Below are 15,306 nucleotides of genomic sequence, written 5' to 3' on the forward strand. Positions count from 1 at the left end.
ACCCGGTTGTCGGCTTTCGTATACGGACTTACTGTCAGGAACAGGTCATGACCCCTTCGCAGCGCTTGAAATACTCGATTTTGATATCACTGGTGGTTCTGGGCATCATGTTCGGCCTTTCTTACTTGCAAAACGCCGGCATGATCACCGAGAAGATGTTCCAGTACATCGCCATCGGTGTGGCCGTGATCGTGGTTGTCATCAACGGCGTCATGCGCCGCAAGACCAAGATCTAAGCTTCGATCTTGCCGGTCAAAACGGCTTCAGCCTGTGGATGCAGGCTGTAGCTCTTGTCGCTGTTGAGTACCACCACCCCTTCGCTGCACAGGCGCTTGAGTACCTCGCGCACACTCAAGAATGACAGCGGGATATCCAGCGCCTGCAAGTGGCTGTGCATGCCGCGCACCCCCAGCCTGCGATCATTGCCTGCAGCCGTTAACAGCGCGTCAATGACCTTGAGCCGCACCAGGCTGGTACGCAGCCCGAAACACTTGAGCAGGTGGCGGATCCGTTCGTTGCCTTGCAAGGGCGCGAGCGCTTCCAGCAGCCCGGTATCGGGCTGAAAAGCGACTTCGCGATGCGGGTTTCTACCATCCGTTGGTATTTGCTGGTTATGCATGCAAAAAACTCCTTTTCAGAGCCTGATCAGGAAAAGAAAAAAATGCTCTCACTTAACTAGACGAATGAGCGACAGAAATCATGAACATTCAAATGTAGAAATTTTGTCGTGAATTCGTCTCAATCGCGTTTGCGACCAGTGTAGGCGGGGGTTTGGAGCGATTATTAAATTTTTTTAATCGTGAAGGGCATGCTCTGGCCCTCTACAGGGCCTGGCGGGCAGTCAGCACCGGCCGACCCTCGGTGTTGCGGCTCAGGTATACCGGCAACACTTTGGGCAGGGAGGTCACCAGATGATCGATTTCCCGGGTATTGAATACACCCCCAATGCGCAGTTTGCCGGTGGCGCTGTCGGCCAGGGCGAGGGGAGTGTCGAGGTAGCGGTTGATCAGGGGCAAGGCGTCAGCCAGTGACAGGTTGTCCAGCACCAGCTGGCCGTTGCGCCAGGCCAGCTCGGAGGTGACGGCCGCGACCGGGCCAATTTGCGCGGCATGGTCGCCTGCCTTGTAACGCGCCTGCATGCCCGGCTCCAACCGCAGGCCATCGCCACTCAGGCGCTTGTTGCTGGTGACCAGCACCGAACCTTCGAGCAGGGTGATCCGCACCTGGTCTTCGTACATCCACACATTGAACTGGGTGCCTGTGACACGCACCTGGCCTTCTGCCGCCTGCACCAGAAACGGGTGGGATGCGTCGTGACTGACCTTGAAAAAGGCCTCGCCCTTGCTCAGGGTCACCTGGCGCTGATCCTTGTAGTTACTGAAGGTCAGTTGGCTGCCCAGGTTGAGTTCGACCTGGCTGCCATCGGGCAGTGTCACCGTCCTGGCACTGGCATCGGCGCTGTAGCGCTCATGGGCATTGGGCACCCAGCCCAGTTGCCAGCCGCTGTAGGCCGCCACGGGAAGGGCGAGCAGGGTAATGGCGGCGGCCACGGCAAAGCGCTGCCAGGTGCTGCGGCGCGGTGCGGGAGGCAATGCAACCACCCGGGCTGGAGCGGGGGCCGGGCGTGTCAGGTGCGCACTGATGTCCCAGACATCCAGCATCGCTTCATATTCCAGCGCGTGGAGGGGGTTGGCATTTAGCCACACAGCGAAAGCTTCACGTTCCTGGCAGGTGCAGTCGGGCTCGTGCAAACGCAGGCACCACTGAGCCGCAGCTTCGGTGATGGCCTCGTTTTCAGCGTCTGTGTGGCGTGTTTCACTCATTGATATTTCCCGGTTTTGCGCATTCTAACCCCGTGCCAGAGCTAACGAGAACATGAGCCATGTCAAAAGCATGTCATTTAGCCCTATGGCCGGGTTTTTCTCTGCTACGGTTGTTCCAGTCACATTGAGTACCAGACGCAACATCAATTAATGGAGTTAAGACAATGTTGAAGAAAACCTTTGCTGCTGTGATCACTACTGCTGCTTTGTTGGGTGCCGGTGCAGCGATGGCTCAGCCTGTTGATCCGAACTGGGCATTCTCCAAGGAGTTGGTCGAAGTTCTCAAGAACAAGAACGGCTACACCGTGATCAAGAAAATTGAAGCCCAGGACCCGGCTGCCGGTATCTGGAAGGCCGAAGGCATCAAGAAGGTCGATGGCCTGGAATACGAAATTATTTTCGATTCGACCGGTAAGGTAATTTCCGAGAAGAAAGACTGATTCCCGGTACCTGAAACGAATCGTGCACTGAGCGTTTCTACCCGGCCCTGATCGTTTGTTTTGACAGGGTCGGGTGTTTTTACGCCTCAGGTTTTCTGCCGGGCCAACCATTGTTCGCGAGTTATTCCCCACAGCTCGCATGGCAGCCTGCCGCTGACAAAGTCTTTCTCTTCCCTGCCTATCAAGCGCATTCCGCCTCGCTCGGAAATAAGTCGTGAAGCCGTATTGGGCGCCGCTTTGGGCACGTGCATGCACGCGCGGTTCAAGGTCTGGAACCAGTAGGCATCGACCACCTCGCAGGCTTCGCTCATCAACCCCTGACCCTGCCATTGCGGCGCCAGCCAGAACCCCCGGTTGTTGTCCACGGCATCCATCAGGCTGATGCAGCCAATCAGCTCATCTGGCTCTGCTAACAGGCGAATCGTCCAGTGCCACTCTTCGCTGCGGGCCATGGCTGGCAGCGCCACGTCACGCACATAGCTCAGTGCGCCATCGTCCGGGTAGGGCCATGGCACGACTGCATTCAGGTAGCGCACGACTTGCCAGTGGGCAAAGCGCCTCTGGATGGCGGGCGCGTCGCTTAGTTGCAGGGGTTGCAGTACCAGTCGCGAGGTCTGGAGGGTAGGTAGGGGCTGCATCGTGGGTGGCTCCTTGCCATTGGTTTGCGTCGAGAGTACCGCGCAATACCATCCATAAAAAGCCCCCGTTAAACGGGGGCTGTATGGGGATAGTTGCGCCTGGCGATAATATCAGCCGTTACTGCAACCATTGCCCATCACGCGATACTCAAGAATATGACGCTGACCCTGGTGGTCTTCGTAGGTCATTTGTGCGGGTACTACTTCACAGACATCGGCAGCCGGAGACACGCTGATAACTTTGGCAATATCCAGATCGGTGGCATAAGTGTAATGCTCGACCACCGGTTGTAGTTGCGTAACTTGAAGTTCGTCAGCAGCCGCCAGGGTAGAAAAGCCAATAAGTGCAAGAGCGATCAAACGTTTCATTTATAAGACCTTAAAACAATCACGAATCACTGACTTCAGTTGCCATGGTGGCGGTCGAAGTTGTTACGCCGTGGAGTAAGTGGCGTAACACGAAGTACCGTGCCCTGTTTCAGTGTTGCGTTGAGGGATGTACATAGAATACGCGCGCTGCGTATTGATTAAAGTCAAAAGATCGTCATGGAGTCTTTCCGGATCAGTAACAATCGACGCTTTTTCCGCAGCACCACGAAAAAGCCCCCTCAAAGAGGGGGCTGGGGTCGCATCCGTGCGTGCAACCATTGAACTTTAGTGGGTGCTGCAGCCGTCGCCCATCACCTGGTATTCAAGGGTGTGGCGCTGGCCTTGGGAGTCTTCATAGACCATGGTGGCCGGTACCACTTCACACACCTTGGGTATGTTGGACAGGCTGACCACCCGCGCAATATCCAGTTGGGTACCGTAGTGGTAGTGTTCTACAGTCGCAGGCTGAACAGTGGAAGTTTCACCTGCAACAGCCAATGTGGCAAAGCCGGCAAGAAACAGTGCAATAAGATTTTTCATGTGATTGGCCTCTAAAGTAATCAAGATTTAAAGCTGACTGACTTCATTTGCCGATAAGGCGGGAAGAAGTTACGACACCCGGCAAGGTCGCCGGGTACGTACGAAGTACCGAAGTTTCAAGTGCAACTGATAGTTGAGTCATGTGAGTGAGGTTACGCTGATTTGCAAAAGTAAAAATAGCTGATGGCAAAATGCTCTGTTACCACATGGGTAACAATGTGAGGGCCCTGCATTATTTTTCAAGTGCCTGGGTCGTCTCCTGGCTGGCATACTGGCCTCTCTGATTCAGGAGCCATTTATCGATATGAATGTCGTGTCCCCCCTTAATGCCTATCAACAAGCTGTCGAACACCAGGGCTTTGTCCACGACCCCGCCCAATGGGTTGCAGTCCAGGCCTTGCAGCGCTGCCATGAGGCCCTGCACTCGGGTGCGCAGCCGGTCAATGGCGTGTATTTGTGGGGGCCGGTGGGGCGGGGCAAAACCTGGTTGATGGATCAGTTCTATCAAAGCCTGCGGGTGCCCGCACGGCGTCAGCATTTTCATCACTTTATGCAATGGGTACATCAGCGCCTGTTTCAGCTGACCGGTACGGCGGACCCGCTGAAGACACTGGCTAAAGGCTTGGGCGCGGAAGTGAAGGTGCTGTGCTTTGACGAACTGTTCGTCAATGACATTGCCGATGCGATTATTCTTGGGCGTCTGTTTCAGGTGATGTTCGATGAAGGCGTGGTGCTGGTTTGTACCTCAAACCAGCCACCGAACGACCTTTATGGTCACGGTTTTAACCGTGATCGTTTTGCTCCCGGTATTACGGCGATTCTCAAGCATATGGAGGTGGTGGCGGTAAACGGTATTGAAGACCACCGCCTGCATCCCGGCATTGCACATCAGCGTTACTGGGTGACCGGGCCGGGCCGGCCGAGTGCCATAGAGCCGGTGTTCAGATCCTTGACCGAGGGCCAGGCGGTGTCTGACCAACCCATTGATGTGGGCCATCGCTCGCTGAACGTGGTGCAGGCCAGTGATGGGGTGCTGTGGTGCAATTTTCATGAGTTATGCGAGCAGCCGCTGGCGGCCACTGAGTTCATGCAGATTTGTGATCGTTACAAGGTCATGTTGCTCAGCGAAGTGCCCTGCCTGAGTGCCGAGCAGCGCGAAGGCAAAATAGCCCGTGGTACGGAAGACGGGGCGGTGAAGGTCGCGGCGGGGGATCGTGAGCTGCCGCAGCTGTCAAAATACGATGACAGTGTGCGGCGTTTTATTGCCCTGATCGACGAGTGCTATGACCGCAAGGTACCGGTGTGTATTGAAGCGCAGGTGCCGATGGATCAGTTGTACACCCAGGGCTATCTGGAGTTCGCTTTTCGCCGCACCTTGAGCCGGCTGCAGGAAATGCAGTTGCAGCGGTTTGGCCTCCAATAACCCGTGATTGCGTGGGCCGTGTAGTCGCTGACTCGCGGAGCGAGGCTGCGAGGGGGGCTTGAAAGCAATGGGAGGGTGCCACTTCTGAACGTGTCCAGCCGCTCGCAGCCTTCGTTCCTCGTCAGCGACTACAAGGGGCTTGAAGGATTCAAGGTCAATCCCACGCTGGCGCAACGCTCTGCGGGTTGGTCAGGCGATGGCCGCGGTCCAGGGCTGCAATCCGGGCCATGTCGTCATCGCTCAGTTTCAGTGAGCAGGCCTTGAGGTTGCTCTCAAGGTTGCTGCGCCTGGTCGAAGACGGAATCACCGAATAGCCCAATTGCATGGCCCAGGCCAGGGTCACTTGTGCCGCAGTGGCGTTATGGCGGTCGGCAATGGCCATGATCACTGGATCTTTAAGCACTTCGCCGTAAGCCAGGGTCATGTACGAGGTTATATGGATGCCCTGGCTTTGTGCGAATTCCACCACTTTGCGGTTTTGCAGGTAGGGGTGCAATTCGATCTGGTTGGTCGCGATATTTTCCGCGCCCACCGCGGCAATGGCTTCTTTCATCAGGGCGATGGTGAAGTTCGAGACGCCAATCTGCCGGGTCAGGCCCTTTTCTTTGGCTTCAAGCAATGCGCCCATAAACTCGGCTACCGGGACTGCATTGTCAGGGCTCGGCCAGTGAATCAGGGTCAGGTCCAGATGGTCGGTGCGCAGTTTTTTCAGGCTCTCTTCAAGGCTGGGGATCAGTTGCTCCCTGGTGAAATTACTGACCCAAATTTTGCTGGTGATAAACAGTTCGTCACGCGCCACGCCGCTTTCGGCAATGGCCTGGCCGACTTCAGCTTCATTTTCGTAAATCTGTGCGGTGTCGATGGCGCGGTAGCCCAGGTCCAGGGCATTGCTGACCGAGTCTATGACTACCTGGCCTTTAAGGCGAAATGTACCGAGGCCAAATGCTGGAACTGTCATGGATATCTCCTTGGTGGACGTAAGAATGAGGTTGAGTATCCTCGCCCTTCACCGGCGGAAAAACCGCTGGCCAAGCAAAGCACTCTTGACCACAGATCATGAATCTTCAGCTGACCCCCCCCCCCGACTGCCACCCCATTAGCGGTTTGCCGATTGGGATGCTGCTGAATGTTTCGCAGTTGTTTGAGGAGGTGGGGTTTAAATCTATATGAGAATTACTATAAATTACATCTACAAAAGTGCCATCATCACGCCGTTATCCCATTAGATCTGTTTCTGCGCTCATGGAGTGTTGCCGCTGCTGTTGCGGCCAGGAGTCCTGTTGGAAAACTACTATCGCGAACTGGTGGGCTTTTTGAGTGCCAGGCTGGGTAATGCCCAGGCGGCCGAAGACGTGGTGCATGACGCTTATGTGCGAGTGCTGGAGCGTTCAGGCGACGAGCCGATCGCGCAGCCACGTGCTTTTTTGTATCGCACTGCACTTAACCTGGTGATCGACGGCCATCGCCGCAGCAGCCTGCGCCAGGCCGAACCGCTGGAAGTGCTGGATAGCGAAGAACGTTTTTACAGCCCCTCGCCTCAACTATTGATGGACCACGACCAACGCCTGGCCATGATCCAGAAAGCCCTGGCTGAGCTGCCTGCGGCGTGTCGCGAGTGTTTTCTGCTGCGCAAGATCGAAGGACTGTCGCACCCTGAAATCGCCGAACGCCTCGGGGTATCGCGCAGTGTGGTCGAGAAGCATATCGTTAACGCCATGAAGCATTGCCGAATCCGTATCAGGCAGTGGGACAACGCCTGAGTGGCGCTAAAAAATCAGATCGCATGACATTTCAGAGATGAAACTGAACTGCGCCTGAAGAACTTTCTTATATGCACACCACAAACCCCACCAGGGTTTAATCTCGAAAACGTCGCGCATAAGCAGTTGGCGTCTTGGTTGGGCTGTTCTGGCCTGATTGCCCAAGTCCACTTATCGACACAGAAACGTATGTGATTACGCCCCTCCAGTGGCAGGTCGCAGCACGTTGCATGCGCGTGCCTTTTGGCTCGCTCACGAGTTTGACCCCATGAACGAAGGCCTCAGATCAATGCCGGCTGCGCAGGTACTCTGCATGGCGTGAGCGCAGGCGGCGCAGGAGCAGCACCATGAAACTCTCCCTGAAAGAATTTTTCGCCGGCTTTTTGCGGACTCGCCATATTGGCCGGCATTTCCGGCGTCTGGTCCTGCTCGACAGCCTGACCAACACCACGGTCAACCGCGAAGTACCACCCACGCTGGCACAGATGCTGGTGGTCGCGGCCAACAGTGACAGCGCGGTACTGATCGACAACCTGGGCACCCACACCGACGGTTTGAGCGACGCCGAGGTCGATGTGCTGCGCGATCGCCACGGCCTCAATGAGATCGAACACGAGCAGCCGCTAAGCCCCTGGATACACGCGTGGCATTGCTACAAAAACCCGTTCAACTTGCTGCTGACCTTGCTGGCCGCAGTTTCCCTGGCCACTGATGACATTCAGGCGGCGGTGGTGATCGGCACCATGGTGGTGCTGTCGACCGTGCTGCGTTTTTGGCAAGAGGCCAAGTCCAACAAAGCCGCCGATGCGCTCAAAGACATGGTGAGCAACACCGCGACGGTGATGCGTCGCGACTTCAGTGCAGACGCTTCGCCCGTGTTCGGCAAGTTTTCCGGCGCCTCACGCCAGATCAGGGGGGCGCAGCGTATCGAGCTGCCGATCAAGCAGTTGGTGCCGGGCGATCTGATCGTATTGTCTGCTGGCGACATGATCCCGGCAGATTGCCGGGTGCTCAGCGCCAAGGATTTGTTCGTCAGCCAGGCCGCGATGACGGGCGAATCCATGCCCGTGGAAAAGTTTGCGCGTCAGCTCGACAGCCAGACCAGCAACCCGCTGGAACTGGACACTATTTTGTTCATGGGCACCAACGTGGTGTCCGGGGCCGCCACTGCGGTCGTGCTGACGACCGGTAATAACACCTATTTCGGTGCTCTGGCGCAGCGCGTCGGGACCACTGAGCGCGGTGCGACCTCATTCCAGGCCGGGGTCAACAAAGTCAGCTGGTTGCTGATCCGGTTCATGTTTGTGATGGCGCCGCTGGTGCTGTTTATCAACGGCTTCACCAAGGGCGACTGGACTGAAGCCTTGCTGTTCGCACTTTCCGTTGCTGTGGGGCTGACTCCGGAAATGCTGCCAATGATTGTGACCTCGACGTTGGCCAAGGGAGCCGTCTTCCTGTCGCGTAAAAAAGTCATCGTCAAACGCCTGGATGCCATCCAGAACTTTGGTGCGATGGATGTACTGTGCACCGATAAAACGGGGACCCTGACACAGGACAAGATTTTTCTGGCCCGGCATGTGGATGTCTGGGGGCAGGAGTCTGACGACGTACTGGAAATGGCCTACCTGAACAGCTATTACCAGACCGGGTTGAAAAATCTGCTGGACGTGGCAGTACTGGAGCACGTCGAGGTCCACCGCGAATTGAACGTGGGGACGGCCTTCAGCAAGGTCGATGAAATTCCGTTCGACTTTACCCGTCGGCGCATGTCGGTGGTAGTGGTCGAGCAGGACCGGCCGCACTTGCTGATCTGTAAGGGAGCTGTCGAGGAAGTACTCTCCGTATGTAAGACAGTTCGTCATGGTGAGCAGGAAGAAACCCTTGGCGATGAACTCTTGGTGCGCATTCGCCAAGTGACTGCGGCATTCAACGAAGAGGGCTTGCGCGTTGTGGCCGTGGCTGCGCGGTCCATGGCTGATGGGCGTGACGCTTACAGCCTGAGTGATGAGCAGGAGTTGACGTTGATTGGCTATGTGGCGTTCCTCGACCCGCCCAAGGAGAGCACCGCACCGGCGCTTAAAGCCCTGGCCGAGCACGGGGTAGCGGTAAAGGTTCTGACAGGTGACAACGAGCTGGTTACGGCCAAGATCTGTCGTGAGGTGGGCCTGGAGCAGCAAGGCTTGCTGATGGGCAATGATATTGAACGGATGACGGATGCCCAACTGGCCGTGGCTGTGGAGACCACCAACGTATTTGCCAAACTGACACCCACGCACAAGGAACGCATCGTGCGTTTACTCAAGGCTAATGGCCATGTTGTGGGTTTTATGGGTGATGGCATCAACGACGCTCCGGCACTGCGCACGGCGGATATCGGCATATCGGTGGACAGTGCCGTGGATATTGCCAAGGAAGCAGCTGACATCATCCTGCTGGAGAAAAGCCTGATGGTGCTGGAGGAGGGCGTGCTGGAAGGGCGTAGAACCTTCGCCAATATGCTCAAGTACATCAAAATGACAGCCAGTTCGAACTTCGGCAATGTGTTCTCGGTGCTGGTGGCCAGTGCATTCATTCCTTTTTTGCCGATGTTGCCAATGCATTTGCTGGTTCAGAACTTGCTGTATGACGTGTCACAAATTGCCATCCCGTTCGATAACGTCGATGAGGAAATGCTGAAAAAGCCACAGCGCTGGCAGCCTGCGGATGTAGGCCGTTTCATGCTGTTTTTTGGGCCGATCAGTTCGATTTTCGACATCCTGACGTTTGGCTTGATGTGGTACGTGTTCAAGGCCAACACACCTGAACACCAGACCCTTTTCCAGTCGGGCTGGTTCGTGGTCGGGTTGCTGACTCAAACCCTGATCGTGCACATGATTCGCACGCCTAAAATCCCGTTTCTGCAGAGCCGCGCAGCGATGCCGCTGATGGTGATGACAGGGGTGATCATGGCAGTGGGCATCTTCCTGCCGATGGGGCCACTGGCGGGCTACTTCAAATTGCAGGCGCTGCCGCCGCTGTACTTTGTGTTCTTGCCCGTGATTTTACTGGCTTACATGGCGCTGACCCAGGCCGTGAAAAGCTTTTATATTCGCAGGTTTGGCTGGCAATAAGGCCTGGCCGGGGCAGTTGGCCGAAAAACTGCAGTCTTTTGTCTTTGCGTGGGCCCTGGTCTTAAAGGGCCGGTGTGATGGATCAACAGACTGCAGTGATTTACCCACAACCATTTGGAAGATTAAGAAAATTCGCACATGACGTGTAGCTATTTCCCTTCTCGTAAATCGTATTCGATTAGTGATTATGCGCGGCGCGATTGCGAACGGGCTATGTGTGTTATGCGCGAATATTGTCGCAATGGTGGACGCTGATTGCAGGATTTATCCTATAATTTCAGTATCACTCATTCGGTTGTTTTTTTGAGAATAACCAATTGAACCTATTCAAAACGATACATTCACGCCTGACATACGCTGATGCCCGGCTTACTACTAGAGGGTTAAATGTATGAGAGTGTTGATTGCTGATGATCATCCACTTATTCGATCGGCGATGAAGTTGTTGCTGGAGAGTGATGGTCATGAAGTCGTGGCTGAAGCAGACAATGGCGCCGATGCTGTTCAATTGGCTCGCAAGCATAATGTTGACTTGATCATCCTTGATATCACCATGCCAGGCCTGGATGGTCTGGAGGTGATCAACAGAATCAGGGCTTCGGAGGTTAAAAGTCGCATTTTGGTGGTCACGTCCCAATCCCCCCTGTTTTATTCGCAGCGGAGCATGAAAGCAGGGGCGGCAGGTTTTATTACCAAAGGCCAGGATCTCACTGAGTTGATGAGAGCGGTAAAAGTAATCATGGACGGCTATACCTTTTTTCCATTTTTGGCGGCCAGCTCAGTGCGAAACAGTGATACAAGTATGAGCGACATAGAATTGATACAGAATTTGTCGGCGCGAGAATTGTACATACTGCAACAGCTTGCCCGGGGCCTGAGTAATAAGAAGATTGCTGAAGATATGATTCTTAGCAGCAAAACCATCAGTACTTACAAGGCGCGCCTGATCGAAAAGTTGAATATAAAATCGGTCGTCTACTTGGCTGAATTTGCCAAGCGCAATGATTTGATTTAATTGAACATCCTTCAATGTCTGGGGCTTGCAGGGCTGCTCCTGGTTCTTGGACAGCCCGTTGCAGCCGCTGACCCAAAAGTACAGACCTTGCAATTGATGGGGCGCTCCAATGTCGAGGCGTACAGCGTGGCACTTGAACCATCAGACAGGCAGTGGCTCAAGCAACACGGACCTTTGCGTCTGGGTATCTCCGCACCTGACTACGGTCCTTTTGAAATGACGGTAAACGGTCAGGACTTTGAAGGGTTGACGGCCGACTACGCGCAACTGCTGTCGCAGTTGCTACGCACTGACATTGTGGTCAAGCGTTACCCTTCAAGGCCGCAGGCGATAGAAGCGCTCAAGGGTGGTGAGCTGGATTTGTTGAGCAGTTCCAATGGTTTCGAAGCGCAATATCCTGAGCTGGTGTTAAGCCGTGCGTACGCAGACGATTCGCCTTCTCTGGTGACCCGCAGCAGTAACCAGGAGCGTCCGCCAGTTGATCTGGCGGGGCTGCGTGTGGCCATGCTCGATCACTACCTGCCGCCGCAGAAGGTCCAGGACTTCTACCCCAAAGCTAGCTTGCAGTTGTATCCGTCAACCCTGACGGCCATTGGCGCCGTGGCGTTTGGCCAAGCGGATGTATATCTTGGGGATTTTATTAGTGCCAGTTACCTGATTCACAAGAACTACCTGAACAATGTGCAATTGGCCGATTTCTCGCGACTGGAAGACAACCCCTTCGCCTTTGCGGTGAATCGTAAAAATCCGGGGTTACTGCGTATCGTCAATACAGCGCTGGCGGCGATCCCAGCCAGTGACCGCATGACAATTCTGCGCCGCTGGAGCTTCGACGGGCCAAAAACGTATGCCCCATGGCAGTTTACCCCTGCAGCCAGCGAGCAGCGCTGGATAGCTGAGCATCCGCGGTTAAAAGTGGCAATTTATGATGCGTTCCAGCCACTGTCCTTTTTTGATGAGCAAGGCAGGTTCAAAGGCTTGATTGCCGATCTTTTATCCAGCATCAGTACACGCACAGGGCTTAATTTCGAGGCAGTGCGTGTGTATACGCTGGCGCAGGGGATTGAACTGGTCAAGTCGGGCAAGGCAGATGTGTTGGGGGCTATCACGAGCAGTACCGCCCGAGAAAATCAACTGAGCTTTACCCGGCCCTACCTCACAACCCCTTTTGTGCTTATTTCCCGTATCGGCTCAGAGGGACCTCAAACCCTGGATGAAATGGCTGGCGGGCGTGTCGTGATGGTTCGCGGCAATGTACTGCGCGACTTTATTGCGCAGAACTATCCGCAGGTTCAGATTCAGGAAGCAGACAACCCGCCTGCGGCCCTGGCCATGGTGGCAGAGGGAAGCGCTGATGCCGCGATCAGCGTGTTGGTCAATGCGCGTTATCTGGTTTCGCGACGCTTTGACAATCAGCTGAAAATCACCAGCACCGTAGGTACTCAACCCGAGCAGATCGGTTTTGCCACTGCCGGCAATGATCAGCAGTTAAGCGCCATTCTGGACAAGGCCTTGCTCAATATCACTCCAGGAGACTTGAGTGAGCTGACCGGTCGTTGGTTCACTGACACACCAGAGGTTGAGAGCTACTGGCTGCGCAACCGTCCTGCGATTGTAAGAGGGTTTGCCATTGCCGCGGCGTTGCTATTGGTTGCCATTGTATGGATTACCTATTTGCAGAGAGTCATAGGCAGGCGCCAGCAGCTGGTGAATGAGTTGAATGCTGCCAAGCAAAGTGCCGATGCGGCAAACCGCGCAAAGACCACCTTTCTCGCAACCATGAGTCATGAGATCCGCACCCCCATGAATGCGGTCATTGGCATGCTCGAATTGGCCATGAAAAAGGCCGACCAAGGCGTTATTGATCGTTTCGCAATCGAAGTGGCCTCAGTCTCGGCCCACGAGTTGCTCGATTTGATTGGCGATATTCTGGATATCGCGCGCATTGAGTCCGGTCATCTTTCATTGCACCCCAAACGCTCAAATATCAAGTCGCTGGTAGAAGCCGTGGCACGAATGTTTGATGGGCTGGCGCGGCAGAAGCAATTGAGCCTGGTCTGTGAATCGAGCCCGGCAGCGGATGTGGATGTGCTGATTGATCCGATACGCTTCAAGCAAATCGTTTCCAATTTGCTGAGTAATGCCATCAAGTTCACGGACACGGGGGAGGTCCGGCTGATATTGACATTGGGGCTGGCTGCAGATGCGCAGCATACAGCGATCTGTTTGCGCGTGAAGGACACCGGTGTGGGTATTTCTGAGGAAGACCAGAGCCTGCTGTTCAACCCTTTTGTTCAGTCCAGTAACAACACGCAATCTGCGCGTCAGGGCTCAGGCCTGGGCCTGGTGATTTGCCGTGAGCTCTGCGAAATGATGGGAGGTCAGTTGCACCTCAGCAGTGTTGAGGGGCTGGGCACCCAAGTTGAGATCATGATGGTAGTGCCTCTGCTTGAACATGAAGAGCAAGCTGCAGACGCCCTCGAGCAAGCCCCGGCCATTACCCGGTCGCTGAACATTCTGGTCGTGGATGATTATCCGGCTAACCGGATGCTGCTGGCCCAGCAACTCAGCTATCTGGGGCACCGTGTGTCAGACGCCGAGAATGGCGAGCTGGGCCTCAAGGCGTGGCGGCAGGGGGCTTTCGACCTGGTAATTACTGATTGCTCGATGCCGGTCATCAATGGCTATCAGTTGGCCCAGGCAATACGAGCCGAAGAGGCGCAGCTGGGAAAGGCCCCTTGCCAGATTTTTGGTTTTACTGCGAACGCACAGCCCGGCGAAGTTGAGCGTTGTCTCGATGCGGGAATGGATCAATGCCTGTTCAAGCCCATCAGCCTGAAAGACTTGAGCGCCTGCCTGGCAACTGGCCAGGCGCAGAACCTGATATATACCGATGCCGATGAATCTGATCGAGGCGATAGGATTGATCTGACGTATCTTAAACAGTTGAGTCAGGGTGATGAGCAGATGATTCATACACTTCTTGCAGAGCTTGCGACAAGAAATCGTCTCGATCTCACTGCCCTGATCGAACTCTTTTTGAAAGATGATTACGCAGGCCTGGCTGCCCTGGCCCATGGCATCAAAGGAGGGGGCAGACTTATTCAGGCCAGGAAGCTGATTGAGTGTTGCGAACAACTGGAAGCGGTTTGCCAGTCCGGAAAATCAGAAGAACTCACCGTCGCGGTCGATGCACTTCACAGCAGTATGGAGCAGTTGGCTGACGAACTTGAACATTATGCTCAAGCTAATCAATCACATGGATGACGAGGCTGCAATGCCAACAAAATCTTTACGAATACTGATTGCCGATGCAGACCCGAACGAGGCTCTGAAAATAGAAAGGGCTCTTAATATTCTGGGCTATTACCGGATCGCGCCTTTGTACCATGGCGAGGCGCTGGTAAGCCTGAAGGCAGCACCCACCAATGAATATGATGTGTTGTTGATCAGTCAGAAAATGGCAGGTGAGGTCATTGCGGATGAGGTCGAATATCGCAAGGACAACTCGCAGTTTCGGCATGTACTGATTTACACGGATGCCGACAGTTTTGTGAATCAGCTTGCCAGTGTGATGCCGATGCTGGATGTTTCTGCCAACCCCTGAAACAGGCACTTGTCTGCATTGCCGGGGCCGCGATAAGGTCTGGCGTTGTTCCAACAAACCAATGCCCGGACTCGTCAAGGAAAACCCGTAATGTCGGATGTCGTCGTAGTGCAAGCAGACTATACCAACCCGGTTCATGCCCAGGCGTTAAGGGACGTGTTGAATCACTACGCCCGGGACCCGATGGGCGGAGGTGAAGCGTTGTCGCAAACGGTATTGGCGCACTTGCCGGCAGAGCTTGCCAGGCGCCCTCATGCCTTCAGCGTACTGGCGTTCGTCAATGGTGAGGCGGCGGGTCTGGTTAACTGCTTTGAAGGCTTTTCCACCTTTGCCGGCAAACCCCTGGTCAATGTGCATGATGTGTCGGTGGTCGATACGTTTCGCGGTCTGGGCCTGAGCCAGAAGATGTTGCTCAAGGTGGAAGACATCGCCCGCGAACGCGGCTGCTGCAAGATCACCCTCGAAGTACTCGAGGGCAACCCTGTGGCGCAAGGTTCCTATCGCAAATTCGGCTTCAGCGATGGCCAGCTCGACCCGGCGCACGGGCGCATGCTGTTCTGGAACAAATATTTGTAACTGTA

General features: G+C 55.0%; 15 protein-coding genes. 9 read left to right on the plus strand and 6 right to left on the minus strand.

Annotation, left to right across the window (positions count from 1 at the left end):
• The first annotated feature begins 47 nt into the window (after positions 1-47).
• Positions 48-236 carry a hypothetical protein gene (locus EQV96_RS10120; protein WP_095001664.1) on the plus strand — a complete coding sequence of 63 codons (189 nt, stop codon included), beginning with the start codon at positions 48-50 and terminating at the stop codon, positions 234-236.
• Here the strand turns inward: EQV96_RS10120 and EQV96_RS10125 are convergent.
• Both EQV96_RS10125 and EQV96_RS10130 read right to left on the minus strand, forming a co-directional pair.
• Positions 233-619, minus strand: a complete 387-nt coding sequence (locus EQV96_RS10125; protein WP_095001663.1) for a fe2+ zn2+ uptake regulation protein — start codon at positions 617-619, stop codon at positions 233-235. The two genes, EQV96_RS10120 and EQV96_RS10125, sit on opposite strands and share 4 nt — an antisense overlap.
• Positions 620-821: 202 nt before the next feature.
• Positions 822-1,823 carry a FecR family protein gene (locus EQV96_RS10130; RefSeq protein ID WP_095001662.1) on the minus strand — a complete coding sequence of 334 codons (1,002 nt, stop codon included), beginning with the start codon at positions 1,821-1,823 and terminating at the stop codon, positions 822-824.
• 164 nt (positions 1,824-1,987) lie between these two features.
• Here EQV96_RS10130 and EQV96_RS10135 point away from each other — a divergent pair, with 164 nt between their 5' ends.
• Positions 1,988-2,263: a PepSY domain-containing protein gene (locus tag EQV96_RS10135; RefSeq protein ID WP_095001661.1), complete on the plus strand. Its 276-nt coding sequence runs from the start codon at positions 1,988-1,990 to the stop codon at positions 2,261-2,263.
• Between the two features lie 86 nt (positions 2,264-2,349).
• On the opposite strand, the gene EQV96_RS10140 is transcribed toward EQV96_RS10135, so the two are convergent.
• The 3 genes from EQV96_RS10140 to EQV96_RS10150 form a co-directional block, all read right to left on the minus strand.
• A complete protein-coding gene (locus EQV96_RS10140; protein WP_218722855.1) occupies positions 2,350-2,901 on the minus strand; it encodes a GNAT family N-acetyltransferase in 552 nt (183 codons plus the stop codon).
• Between the two features lie 111 nt (positions 2,902-3,012).
• A complete protein-coding gene (locus tag EQV96_RS10145) occupies positions 3,013-3,270 on the minus strand; it encodes a DUF2790 domain-containing protein (protein WP_095019298.1) in 258 nt (85 codons plus the stop codon).
• A gap of 285 nt (positions 3,271-3,555) precedes the next feature.
• A complete protein-coding gene (locus EQV96_RS10150; protein WP_095001658.1) occupies positions 3,556-3,810 on the minus strand; it encodes a DUF2790 domain-containing protein in 255 nt (84 codons plus the stop codon).
• Between the two features lie 304 nt (positions 3,811-4,114).
• Between EQV96_RS10150 and zapE the strand changes: the two genes are divergently transcribed.
• Positions 4,115-5,233, plus strand: a complete 1,119-nt coding sequence (gene zapE / locus EQV96_RS10155) for a cell division protein ZapE (protein WP_240881931.1) — start codon at positions 4,115-4,117, stop codon at positions 5,231-5,233.
• A gap of 154 nt (positions 5,234-5,387) precedes the next feature.
• Here the strand turns inward: zapE and dkgB are convergent, their stop codons facing one another.
• A complete protein-coding gene (gene dkgB / locus EQV96_RS10160; RefSeq protein WP_240881933.1) occupies positions 5,388-6,191 on the minus strand; it encodes a 2,5-didehydrogluconate reductase DkgB in 804 nt (267 codons plus the stop codon).
• Between the two features lie 322 nt (positions 6,192-6,513).
• Here dkgB and EQV96_RS10165 point away from each other — a divergent pair, with 322 nt between their 5' ends.
• From EQV96_RS10165 to EQV96_RS10190, 6 genes are all read left to right on the plus strand, one after another.
• On the plus strand, positions 6,514-6,993 hold the full coding sequence (locus EQV96_RS10165; protein ID WP_095019296.1) for a sigma-70 family RNA polymerase sigma factor: 480 nt from the start codon (positions 6,514-6,516) through the stop codon (positions 6,991-6,993).
• Between the two features lie 347 nt (positions 6,994-7,340).
• Positions 7,341-10,103, plus strand: coding sequence for a magnesium-translocating P-type ATPase (gene mgtA, locus EQV96_RS10170; RefSeq protein ID WP_240881940.1), 2,763 nt, complete (start codon positions 7,341-7,343; stop codon positions 10,101-10,103).
• A gap of 391 nt (positions 10,104-10,494) precedes the next feature.
• Positions 10,495-11,118: a response regulator transcription factor gene (locus EQV96_RS10175; RefSeq protein WP_095001652.1), complete on the plus strand. Its 624-nt coding sequence runs from the start codon at positions 10,495-10,497 to the stop codon at positions 11,116-11,118.
• On the plus strand, positions 11,119-14,385 hold the full coding sequence (locus EQV96_RS10180; protein WP_240881942.1) for a transporter substrate-binding domain-containing protein: 3,267 nt from the start codon (positions 11,119-11,121) through the stop codon (positions 14,383-14,385). It abuts the gene before it with no gap.
• Positions 14,357-14,725 (plus strand): hypothetical protein, encoded by a 369-nt coding sequence (locus tag EQV96_RS10185; protein ID WP_232527641.1) that lies wholly within the window; start codon positions 14,357-14,359, stop codon positions 14,723-14,725. The genes EQV96_RS10180 and EQV96_RS10185 overlap by 29 nt, the downstream gene beginning before the upstream one ends.
• 90 nt (positions 14,726-14,815) lie before the next feature.
• On the plus strand, positions 14,816-15,301 hold the full coding sequence (locus tag EQV96_RS10190; protein ID WP_095019294.1) for a GNAT family N-acetyltransferase: 486 nt from the start codon (positions 14,816-14,818) through the stop codon (positions 15,299-15,301).
• Positions 15,302-15,306: the final 5 nt, after the last annotated feature.

It is taken from the genome of Pseudomonas sp. TMW22080, assembly GCF_022496745.1.
In the GTDB taxonomy this organism is placed as follows: domain Bacteria; phylum Pseudomonadota; class Gammaproteobacteria; order Pseudomonadales; family Pseudomonadaceae; genus Aquipseudomonas; species Aquipseudomonas bubulae.

What these genes read in the sequence shown, in the direction of transcription:
- EQV96_RS10140 (WP_218722855.1), bottom strand. Translation starts at nt 2,901, where the DNA reads ATGCAGCCCCTACCTACCCTCCAGACCTCGCGACTGGTACTGCAACCC.
- EQV96_RS10135 (WP_095001661.1), top strand. Translation starts at nt 1,988, where the DNA reads ATGTTGAAGAAAACCTTTGCTGCTGTGATCACTACTGCTGCTTTGTTG.
- EQV96_RS10120 (WP_095001664.1), top strand. Translation starts at nt 48, where the DNA reads ATGACCCCTTCGCAGCGCTTGAAATACTCGATTTTGATATCACTGGTG.
- EQV96_RS10150 (WP_095001658.1), bottom strand. Translation starts at nt 3,810, where the DNA reads ATGAAAAATCTTATTGCACTGTTTCTTGCCGGCTTTGCCACATTGGCT.
- zapE (WP_240881931.1), top strand. Translation starts at nt 4,115, where the DNA reads ATGAATGTCGTGTCCCCCCTTAATGCCTATCAACAAGCTGTCGAACAC.
- EQV96_RS10145 (WP_095019298.1), bottom strand. Translation starts at nt 3,270, where the DNA reads ATGAAACGTTTGATCGCTCTTGCACTTATTGGCTTTTCTACCCTGGCG.
- EQV96_RS10185 (WP_232527641.1), top strand. Translation starts at nt 14,357, where the DNA reads ATGCTCAAGCTAATCAATCACATGGATGACGAGGCTGCAATGCCAACA.
- mgtA (WP_240881940.1), top strand. Translation starts at nt 7,341, where the DNA reads ATGAAACTCTCCCTGAAAGAATTTTTCGCCGGCTTTTTGCGGACTCGC.
- EQV96_RS10175 (WP_095001652.1), top strand. Translation starts at nt 10,495, where the DNA reads ATGAGAGTGTTGATTGCTGATGATCATCCACTTATTCGATCGGCGATG.
- EQV96_RS10190 (WP_095019294.1), top strand. Translation starts at nt 14,816, where the DNA reads ATGTCGGATGTCGTCGTAGTGCAAGCAGACTATACCAACCCGGTTCAT.
- dkgB (WP_240881933.1), bottom strand. Translation starts at nt 6,191, where the DNA reads ATGACAGTTCCAGCATTTGGCCTCGGTACATTTCGCCTTAAAGGCCAG.
- EQV96_RS10130 (WP_095001662.1), bottom strand. Translation starts at nt 1,823, where the DNA reads ATGAGTGAAACACGCCACACAGACGCTGAAAACGAGGCCATCACCGAA.
- EQV96_RS10125 (WP_095001663.1), bottom strand. Translation starts at nt 619, where the DNA reads ATGCATAACCAGCAAATACCAACGGATGGTAGAAACCCGCATCGCGAA.